At 34.0% G+C, this 9,360-nt stretch carries 4 protein-coding genes; 2 read left to right on the forward strand and 2 right to left on the reverse strand.

Annotation, left to right across the window (positions count from 1 at the left end; translation table 11 throughout):
- The first annotated feature begins 282 nt into the window (after nt 1–282).
- Nucleotides 283–1,176, forward strand: coding sequence for a phosphate ABC transporter permease PstA (gene pstA / locus AFK68_RS23045; RefSeq protein ID WP_094675424.1), 894 nt, complete (start codon nt 283–285; stop codon nt 1,174–1,176).
- Nucleotides 1,177–1,474: 298 nt separating this feature from the next.
- Complete coding sequence (gene pstB, locus AFK68_RS23050) at nt 1,475–2,296, forward strand: phosphate ABC transporter ATP-binding protein PstB (RefSeq protein WP_094675426.1); 822 nt, start codon at nt 1,475–1,477, stop codon at nt 2,294–2,296.
- A gap of 944 nt (nt 2,297–3,240) precedes the next feature.
- Here the strand turns inward: pstB and AFK68_RS23055 are convergent.
- Both AFK68_RS23055 and AFK68_RS23060 read right to left on the reverse strand, forming a co-directional pair.
- The coding region (locus AFK68_RS23055) for a response regulator (protein WP_371357512.1) at nt 3,241–4,722 on the reverse strand (1,482 nt) is incomplete at its 5' end.
- A 2,278-nt stretch (nt 4,723–7,000) separates the two neighbouring features.
- The gene (locus tag AFK68_RS23060; RefSeq protein WP_246844362.1) at nt 7,001–9,199 is read right to left on the reverse strand and encodes an ATP-binding protein; all 2,199 of its coding nucleotides are present in this window, start codon (nt 9,197–9,199) and stop codon (nt 7,001–7,003) included.
- Nucleotides 9,200–9,360 lie beyond the last annotated feature (161 nt).

Here is a 9,360-nt window from a genome sequence, read left to right on the forward strand (position 1 = left end):
CAACTTAACTGATGTAATTTGTAAATTATGTTCATTCTATCTTGTGATTAATTATGACTTTATGACTAAAAAATAAGGTATCAAGTTTCCTCTTTCCAGGGGAGAAAAAGTGGAGATTCCCCTATAGTGGAATTGCTTTACCGGAGCAGTGGAAAACCTCACCATATACAATTGACTAAAAGAAAATAAACTTCAGTATTTCTATCCCGATACTTTCCTAGGTCATGCTGCGCAAACAGTCAGAGGTACTGAATAACTGATAACTGATAACTGATAACTGAAATGGCAGATATTACTTACAACCCAAAATCTTCTGAATCTATTATTAACCTAAAAAGAAACCCGAAAAGACCAAGAGAAATATTTAATAAAGTAATGACTGCATTATCAGGTGCTTGCATAGTTATTACTCTTATCCCTCTCTTTGCTGTATTAATTTATGTTTTTATCAAAGGAGTAGCTCGTCTAAACTTAGATTTATTTACTAAATTACCTCCAGCAGCAGGTCAAACTACAGGAGGAATTGCTAATGCAATTTTAGGCACAATTATGGTAGTAGCAATTGCTAGTTTAATTGCTGTACCTTTTGGCATTTTAGCAGCAGTTTATTTGTCAGAATTTAGTGACGAAGAAACAGCTCGCCCAATTCGATTTGCTACTAATGTTTTGAGTGGTGTTCCATCAATTATTGCTGGGGTATTTGCCTATAGTTTACTGGTTTTAACTATGGGTAAATTTTCAGCATTTGCTGGAGGAGTTGCTTTATCAATTTTGATGTTACCTACTATTATTAGAACTACTGATGAAGCTTTACAAATAGTTCCTAGAGATATTAGATGGGCATCGGTAGGAGTTGGTGCTTCTAATTATCAAACTGTTCTACAGATAGTTTTACCTGCTGCTTTACCAGGTATTATCACAGGTATAACTCTTTCTATTGCTCGTGCTGCTGGAGAAACAGCTCCACTACTTTTTACTGTGGTTTATTCTAATAATTGGCCTCGTGGTCCTTTTGCTCCGACAGTACCATCTTTGGCATATCTAGTATATGAGTTTGCTCGTAGCTTTGATTTGGTTTTACAAGAGTTTGCTTGGGCAGGATCTTTGGTGCTGGTTTTATTAGTTTTAATTACCAGTATTCTTTCTCGTTGGGCAACCAGTCAAAAGCAATTTTGATGATTAAGTGCATAAGCAAAATTAATTACACATTCTACTAACTCTCTCTTGCCTGTTGCCTGTTGCCTGTTGCCTCTCTCAACTAGGAAATTTATTTTGCACAACTACTTAACTAATATACATATCCAGAAAAGAGTGAGTAAAGTCAGCTCTTGTAGTTAGATTTAATTCTGATTTATAAAGACACCGCCCTTAAGGGTGAGGATTGAAAATTAATAAAGCTTTTATCTAAAACTCAAAAATCGCTGAAAGCTGATAGCTGACAGCTAAATGCTTATACATTAGGAGGTTATATTTTATGCCGGAGTCTCAAGTAAATCTTTCTAAACAAAATTCTGCTCCTGCTATTTCAGTAGAAAATGTTAGCATTTATTACGGAGATTTCAAAGCTGTAAAAAGTGTTTCATTAGAAATTCCTAAGAATAAAGTAACTGCTTTTATCGGACCTTCAGGTTGTGGTAAAAGTACGTTATTACGATGTTTTAATCGTCTCAATGATTTGATTAGTATTTTCCATTTAGAAGGTCGCATTCTTTATCATAATCAAAATATTTATGACCCGGATATTGACCCTGTAGAAATTCGCCGACGCATCGGAATGGTGTTTCAAAAACCTAATCCTTTTCCTAAGTCAATTTATGATAATATTGCTTATGGGGTAAGAATTAATGGTCTGGCTAAATCTAAAGAAGAAATGGATGAGATAGTTGAGCGATCGCTACGACAAGCTGTTTTATGGGATGAGGTTAAGGATAAATTAGGGCAAAGTGGTTTTGCTCTATCTGGAGGTCAGCAACAACGTTTGTGTATTGCTCGTGCAGTTGCTATTAGTCCGGATGTTGTTTTAATGGATGAACCTTGTGCTTCTCTTGACCCTATTTCTACTATTAAAGTAGAGGAATTAATTAACGAACTTAAGGAAAATTATACTATTATTATTGTGACTCATAATATGCAGCAGGCGACTAGGGTTGCTGATGTAACTGCCTTTTTTAATGCACAAGCTGAAGAAGGCGGTAAACGCTTTGGTTATTTAGTGGAATTTGATGAAACTCACAATATTTTCCAAAACCCAAGGGAAGAAGCAACTCAACAATATGTAAGTGGTCGTTTTGGTTAAAATTAATAATTAGGGAGTAGGGAGTAGGGAGTAGGGAGTAGATTTTTTAGGAATTTATCTTCTGCTTTCTGCTTTCTGCCTTATGATTTATGGTTCTATAAAATCTATTTGATATCTTTTAGGTTGATTTTCTTTTCTACAACGTTCGCAATATAGCTGTCGCATTTATATTGCGTATAGAGCAAGAGTCGTTTCATTTTATGAAGCTCTCGAAGTCGGAGGATGAAACTTTTTCTCTTTCTATTGCTCCGAGAGTAAGAGTCGTTTCATTTTATGAAGCTCCCGGAGTCGGAGGATGAAAATTTTCCTCTTTCTATATGCGTATAGAGCAATAGTATTTTCATTTTATGAAGCTCCCGGAGTGGGAGGATGAAAATTTTCCTCTTTCTATTGCGTATAGAGCAATAGTCGTTTCATTTTATGAAGCTCCTGAAGTGGGAGGAGAAAATTTTTCTCTTTAATATTGCGTATAGAGCAATAGTCGTTTCATTTTATGAAGCCCTCGAAATCGGAGGAGAGAATTTTTCTCTTTGTCTATTGCGTATAGAGCAATAGTCATTTCATTTTATGAAGCTCCCGGAATCGGAGGATGAAAATTTTCCTCTTTCTATTGCGTATAGAGCAATAGTCATTTCATTTTATGAAGCTCTCGGAATCGGAGGAGAGAATTTTTCTCTTTGTCTATTGCGTATAGTTTTTAGGCTCTTTAAAACAGCTTTCCTGAATCCTTTGTATTTCAATAAAAGATAGCAAATGGGTGTAACTNGAGCAATAGTCATTTCATTTTATGAAGCTCTCGGAATCGGAGGAGAGAATTTTTCTCTTTGTCTATTGCGTATAGTTTTTAGGCTCTTTAAAACAGCTTTCCTGAATCCTTTGTATTTCAATAAAAGATAGCAAATGGGTGTAACTTATTAACCTGAGAAACCCTATATACAAATTTATTAAAAATTCGGATCTGCTAAATTTACGTCATTTTTCTTCATTGGTACTAAACCAAGTTTTTCCCGACAAAGTTCCATATATAAACCAGCAATATTATCAATAGAGTTTAGCCTTTTTACTTGTTGAAAATATTCTAAAGCTGCTGCATATTTACCAAACTTCCACCCCTTAATTCCTTTATTAAATAATGATAGAGTTGTAATTTTTTCCGGTTCAATAATATTATTTTCAGTACCTAGTAACTCATAAATATTAACAGCCTTCTGCTTTCCACGGAGAGTCACTTTATCAATCCACCTGTAATAAATTTTGTCACAATAATTAGGCGGATTATCCTGGTTATTTTGAATCTGATTACAAAAATTTTCTTGGCTATTAAGACTATTATGTTTAGTTTCTATCGGTTTTGCTGTTTGAGAATTATTTTGACATATTTCTACTTCAGAAATGACTTGCTCACTCACAATAATTGAACATCCATAAGTCTTAGTTAAACTTTCTAAACGTGATGCGGTATTAACCACATCTCCAATAACCGTAGAATCCATTCTTTTTTCAGAACCCAAAGTACCAATAACAGCAATACCTGTATGAATACCAATACCAATGTTTAGAGGTTCTTTCAGATTATATTTCTGATAATTAACATTAAAATCTTGCAAACTTTCCTGCATCATTACAGCAGCTTTTAGTGCATTAAAACTATGACATTCATATTTATCAAATACTGCCATAATTGCATCACCTAAAAATTTATCTATAAATCCTTGATTAGCCGAAATACAAACACTCATTCGCTGAAAAAAAGAATTTAACCACTTAAAAGTATCTCGTGCATTTTGTGATTCAGCTATTGCTGTAAATCCTCTAATATCACAAAATAAAACTGTTAATTCTTCTTCTGTTCCATCTCCAAGCTGAATCGAATTTAATCCTTCAGGAGCTATTCTTGATAAAAATTGCTCTGGTACAAATAATCGAAATTTATCTGATAAAAGCTGATTAATTCGCAATGCAGCTGATAGTTGTAAATTACTTTGTGTATCTAGTTTTTGACTATTTTCAGATTTCTTCGCTTGAGAACGTATTTGATTTAGCTGCAAAATATTAGCGACTTTTGCTAGAAGTAAGCGAGTATTAAATGGTTTCGTAATATAGTCATCTCCCATCGATTCTAAACCTTTCAATTTAGATTTTTCATCATCTAAGGCTGTTAAAAAAATTATAGGAATTGTCTTTAATTTTTCATTCTGACGTAAGGATTGACAAACTTCAAATCCATCAATTTCAGGCATCATTACATCTAGTAATATCAAATCAGGCGGAGATTGACTAGCAACTTGTAGTGCTTGTTTGCCATTGTTTGCTGATATAGTGGCGTAGCCTTCTAATGCTAATAGTTCTTCTAATAGAATTAGATTATTTTGCTCATCATCAACTAATAGAATACATAGCTGCTTATTAGACATATCATTTAGTAANTCCGAAAAGTATAAAACTGACAGTTTAATTAGGAATTTGAATCAAGTCTGGAGGCTTAAGGAAGCAAAGTTTTGAAGGCAATTATTGATTTATATTTTTGCCACTAGCATCGCTGAAATATTCATTCAATATAACTTCGTGAAGTTTAACTCTTATAGTGAAAGCTTTCACTCAACTTAAACCTCAAAAGCACTCTTACCTTGTCCCTAATGTCTCTGGGAACCAAAAACTCTTTCAGCAGAGTATAATTAATTCAGAGCTTCAGTATTTCAGCTTTTGGTTTACTTGCGATATTACCAAACATGGTATATTATTCAAATAACTTCTTGAGACGCCCCTAACAAATAAAAAATATTTTGAAAAATTGTAACTTCACTACAAAATTATTCTGTGAACTATATTTTCCCTCTTTTTAGTTTAGCTTTTAATTCTATACNATATTACCAAACATGGTATATTATTCAAATAACTTCTTGAGACGCCCCTAACAAATAAAAAATATTTTGAAAAATTGTAACTTCACTACAAAATTATTCTGTGAACTATATTTTCCCTCTTTTTAGTTTAGCTTTTAATTCTATACCATATATAGAACCCTAAATTATTTGTCAGAAATTCCACAATAGATAAATAGTCTGATACTTCTAAGTAGTTGTGCAAAATAAATTTCCTAGTTGAGAGAGGGAATAGGGAATAGGGTATAGGGAGTCAATTAGGATGTGTGCTATTATCTAAAATCAAAAACTTGTGTATTTCTCTGTTGCTGAGAATTGCTGTAATTGTATTTATTAATAGTTGAATGTTCTATATTTGCTCAAGAAAAAGGGTATTGGGAGAGTAGATGAGAATTCATTAATTGATAATTGATAATGGATAATTGATAATTACCTCTGGTTAAAACCGTTCTTGATTGAAGATAAGGAAATATTATTTCTTTCTTTCCCCTTAAAAGGGGAGGCTTTAAACCAGAATTATTTAATTATTAATTATTAATAATTCGGTAAAAATATCAATAATTGAGGCTAACTTGTTAATGATTCTTAAAAAGGTGATTCATCCTGTGTTAATTACTTAGTTAATTATGGCTTGCTGATTAAATATAAAAGCATTAACAAATATGGGTTTGAGCAATTTTAAGTCTTTAAAAAGTATCAGGTTTTTAGCTATTTATGCTCATGCATGTTACGATTTTCGGTTGACTCATGGCTGAAAAATCAGGGGATAATTCCTCCTCCTGTCTCCTGTACGGGCGTTAACGATAGTTATGGGAAGCTAACGGCCGTTTCGCTGCGCGACATGTTTGCGGAGCATTCCGTCAGGAAAACGCCCCTACGACTCCTACCCCTACTAAAAGACTTTTTCAGCAAACCCTAATTACTTAATAATTGAAGTATCACCCAAGTGTAGAATTACTTCTAGTAACTGGTATAACTTACTAGAGTTAAAACGGATAATTAAGGAACCATAATAATATCAAATCTGCTTAATTGGGTATCAAAAAAAATTTCATCTATGGTTCCCGAAAAATCAGCAAAAGTGCAAATATTTCTAAATTCTCTTCCCTCCTGACTCCTAGATTAACCATCTAATTAGGGTTTGCTGAAAAAGTATAAGTAGGGACGTTGCATAAGGGCGTCCGTACAGAGTCAGGAGGAATGGAGAATTTAGATGAGGTAGGAAGAAGAATTATCCCTTTATTTTTCTGCCTTATGCAACCTAAAATCCTAACTTTTTCAGCTTTTTAGACCGAAAAACTTGCACTTTTTCCAGACCTAAAAATGCTTTTACCTTTATCTGTAAATACTTTGATGTTTATTCAGCCAGCCCTAATTATACCGATTCTACCAGATTTGATATAACTCACATTCAGCAGTTTACATCATAGAAAAACGGATAAAAAATTGAAATTATTAAGAAGAAAATTAGTTCAATAAAATCGTAAACATTCAGCTATCAACAGTCAGCTCTCAGTCATAAAAATGAATGAAGCTATTATAGCAATTTTCATTAATATAGAGCACAGAGATTTGGGTTTAAAGGAAGAAGGCTCATATTATCTAGGAGAGAAGGAGGAATTTTTGTAGTCTACCTTTGTGAAAACCGCTAGAATTTAACTTCTATCACATTTTCAAATAGTTCTTAGAAATCTCCCAATTACTTTTTCCTTCTTTAAAGGTAATATAGCTGTTAACGTAGTTCCTCCGCAGGAGGCTAGCTGACTGCTGTTTGCGCAGCATTCCGCAGGAAATGCTTACATAAAATCTTCTTTAGTTTTGACTAATTACTCACCAAAGACTTTACAATATCAATCATCTGTTCAATATTTAAAGGCTTACTAAGATAAGCCGATGCACCAGCATTCAAACATTTTTCTCGATCGCCCGCCATTGCCATAGCAGTCACAGCAATAACTGGTACAGACTGCCATATAGAATGAGCCTTAATCTTCTTAATTAATTTTAACCCATCAACTTCTGGCAACTGAATATCCATCAAAATTAAATTAGGTAAACTTGGAGAAGTAACCAAAGGAGAATTAATCGTATCAAGCATAGTTTTACCATCACTAATTAACTCAACTTTATAGCCCTCTACCTCCAATACTTGAGAAATTAAAAGTTGGTTATAAGGTTGATCTTCAACAATCAAAATCCTAGCAGATTTTTCAGTTTCTAATATTTTATCAGTACCACCCTCTGAAGATACTCTATCGCCCTCTTCTGATGCAGAAATAACTATTAACTCTTCCCGCATTTCTGTTAATGGTAACCAAACACGAAAAGTGCTACCTTTGCTAACTTGAGAATCTAAAGAAATAGTTCCACCATGTAATTCAGCTAATCTTTTTGTCAAAGCTAAACCCAAACCCGTACCTTCATGTCTTCTAGATAAAGAAGAGTCAATCTGTTGAAAAGGTCTAAATAATATTTCCCATCTATCTTCAGCAATACCAATTCCAGAATCTTTCACCTCTAAACATAAATAAGGCGTACTAGAATTAATTGTAGAACAATCAGGTCGATAATTACCTTGAATTTGACTACCATAAGCTAAACTTCCACTAAGTTTAACTTTTCCCCCTTCTGGTGTAAACTTAATAGCATTAGAAAGTAAATTAATAATTATTTGCCTAACCCGACGCTGATCCAGATAAACTGTAGATATACGATAATCCAATTCTAGAGATAGAGCCAATCTTTTTTTATCAGCTCGTGGCTGAATCATTCTCAAGCAATCTGTACAAACCTCGTGAATATTAATTAGCTCTAAACTTAACTCTGTTTTCCCAGACTCAATCTTAGATAAATCCAGAATATCATTAATCAGTTGTAATAGATGTTGACCGCTTTTTTGAATGAGTCGAATTTGATTAACTTGGCGATCGCTTAACGGCTCGGAGATTTGTCGTTGTAATAAATCAGAGAACCCTAAAATACTATTAAGTGGGGTTCTCAATTCATGGGACATAGAAGCCAAAAACTCTGATTTTAACTGAGAAGAACGCTCTAATTCTTCATTAATTTGACGTAGACGCTCTTGAGACTGTGCCCTTTCTATGGCCACTCCTAAAGTACGACAAGCTGCAAACAACATATCCTGTTGAGCAGCTTCTTGTAGTTTTTGCAGGTTACGAGACTCTAGGGTTAAAACACCAATAATTGTCCCATCTGTGGCTGGAATTGGGAAAATTCCGAGTTGGCCTATACCAGGATGACGAAATCCTGGTATAGAATTAGGTTGATTAGCATAATCTTCAACATACATAGGTTTGCCACTCTCGACTACTTCCCACAAAAGTCCTTGACCATAAGGGATACCCTTTTTCAACAAATTTTCCATTTCAGCTACTGCTGGTTTGCCATAAGTAGCAATAAATTGAGAACTAATTTCATTAGAAACTGGACCTGCTTGACGATTTTTTCCTTTCCCACTGATAACTTTGACATCCCCAAAAGCAGCATTCATTACCTCTACAAGATAATTAAGGGCAAATTGGGCTATTTCTCTTAAGCTATCTGAGTATTGCAGTCGTTCGTTGAGACCTAGGAGAAATCTTAATCTTGTTAATTCAGCATTGAGACTAGCTTGAGACTTTTGATATATACTGACATCCCGAAAGGTCAGTAGATGACCCCCATCTGATGCGAGGCTGCAGTCCACTTTAAGGGAAATACCGTTAGATTGTTCAATATATAATAATTGACTTTCTGTTTCTATCTTGAGCAGAGAGTTTTGTAGTTGTTGAGATTGTTCGGTTGACCAATAACCTTGAGCAAATATTTCGGCAAAAATTTCATCCCTATGGGGTTTTTGAGCTAACCACTGTGGTAATAATCCCCAAATTTCAGGCAGTTTCTGATTAAATAGAATTAAGTGATTAGAATTATCAAACAGAGCAATACCATTATCTATTTGGTTAAGGATAAGTTCTTGCTCTTCCTTCCACCTTTGTAAATCAATTTCAAAATCATCCATTTTTTATCTGTATATTTTGGTCATTGCTAATTTGCTAATTCAGTAGAAATAGGACTTACGCAGAGAAAACCCCTTTCTACAATAAATCCTTGGTTTGAAGAATAGACATCTAGGAAAAAATCAGGTTTGGGGGGTTCGTATAGGTAAGTTTTGTATTAAAG

Origin of the sequence: Hydrocoleum sp. CS-953 (assembly GCF_002260545.1) — a bacterium.
Taxonomy (GTDB): domain Bacteria; phylum Cyanobacteriota; class Cyanobacteriia; order Cyanobacteriales; family Microcoleaceae; genus Trichodesmium.